Annotated in this window: 1 protein-coding gene and 2 pseudogenes; all 3 read right to left on the bottom strand. The window is 52.1% G+C overall.

Features of this window, described 5'->3' with window-relative positions:
- A pseudogene (locus Q0614_RS08635) lies at window positions 1-281 on the bottom strand (DUF3108 domain-containing protein); the annotation flags it as partial.
- Window positions 282-519: 238 nt separating this feature from the next.
- Window positions 520-754: pseudogene (locus tag Q0614_RS08630) on the bottom strand (helix-hairpin-helix domain-containing protein).
- A 216-nt stretch (window positions 755-970) separates the two neighbouring features.
- Window positions 971-1,500: orotidine-5'-phosphate decarboxylase (gene pyrF, locus Q0614_RS08625; RefSeq protein ID WP_298788048.1), on the bottom strand; the 530-nt coding region annotated here is incomplete at its 5' end.

Genomic DNA, 1,500 nt, shown 5'->3' with positions numbered 1-1,500 from the left:
TTTTTGCGCGAGACCTCGTGGACGTAGAGATCGGGCATCAAAAGCCCCGCCACGACGCGCCCCTTTGAGCGGAAGCTCTCGCGCCTCTGCCCGCTTAGGCTACCCGCGACGCCCTGCGCGACGGCATCCATGACGATCTCGTAGCGATCGCCCTGCCGCACGAGCCGCGTATTTGCGCTGCCGACTGCGCCGAAAACGCCGAACGAAATTTCATATTTCGCGCTGATCGTCTCGCTAAAAAGTGCGCTCGCGCATAAAATCAAAATAGCAAAAAATTTCATCCCTACCGTCCTTCTGCTTTGCAGCGCTCCATTATACGGCGCCCGTTAAATTTGCGCTCTGCGCCGCTCTATTGCATTGTGCTTGTAAAGCTCGCGCTTACAATTTGCGCCCTCAGAATTAAAGCACTCGTTAAATTTACGCTTTTTGCGCGGCGTCGTTTCGTGCCGCAAATACAGCCGCGTCGGTTGCTAGTAAATCCGTTTAAATTTATAAACGGCGCGGGTCAAATTCGTAAATTTAGTCCTTCCAAAGCCACCATTTTAGCTTGGCTTTGTCGGGACGAGGCGTATTGGCGTAGTAGCTGGTCTCGGTAAACGTAGAGGATGCATCTGCCGCGCCCGAGCGCCTTTGTGCGTTCAAACATTTCGTGTGGATCCGCACCCTTTAACGAAGCGATATCCTCGTAGCCGAGCGCCAGTAGATCCGCCTCGGTCGCCTCGCCGACATATGGGATTTTCTTAAAATCGCTCAAATTTACCTCAAATTTCTTTTAAATTCCGCCAAGCTCGCCGCTTTGAATGAAATTTTAAATTTTATTTGTGCGCGTTGCAAAGCTTGCTAAATTTTATCTTGCTGCCGTGCCAGCTCGCCGTTTAAGCCGCACTCGCGAGGTGATTTTATTAAAATTCTCTCGCACCGGAGCACTGTTTAAAATAATTTCGCGCCAAATTTCACGCAAGCGCGGGCGTTAAATTTGATCCAAAATCCGCTCGCAGATTTCGCGCGGGTTTTGTGCCTGGTATATCGGGCGACCGACCACGATAAAATTAGCCCCCGCCTCGCGCGCAACGCCCAGATCCGCCACTCGCTTTTGATCTGCTGCGCTCTCGCCAAACGGCCTTACGCCAGGGCAGAGCGTGATAAAATTTTCGCTCGTAGCGTCCTTTATCAGGCGGCTCTCGAACGCCGAGCAGACCATGCCGTCAAGCCCCGCTTCGTAGCTCATCACACTAAATTTTCGCACGGCATCGCTTAAATTTTGCTCGTAAACCGCGCTAAATTCGGTCTCGTCAAAGCTCGTTAGCGCAGAAACCGCTAGCACTAGCGGACGCGAAGCTAGCCTGTCCAGTCGCTCCATCACCGTAGCCATCGCGCGCTTGCCGCTGCTTGCATGCACATTTATCATATCTACGCCAAGCTTAGCGATCTCCTCGGCGGCGTCTGCCATCGTGTTTGGGATGTCGTAGAGCTTTAGATCGAGGAAAATTTTAAAATTTC

The sequence above is a fragment of the uncultured Campylobacter sp. genome, from assembly GCF_937997595.1.
In the GTDB taxonomy this organism is placed as follows: Bacteria; Campylobacterota; Campylobacteria; order Campylobacterales; family Campylobacteraceae; genus Campylobacter_B.
The sequence above is the reverse complement of the archived record's forward strand: the minus strand, read 5'-3'. Positions and strand labels throughout refer to the sequence as shown.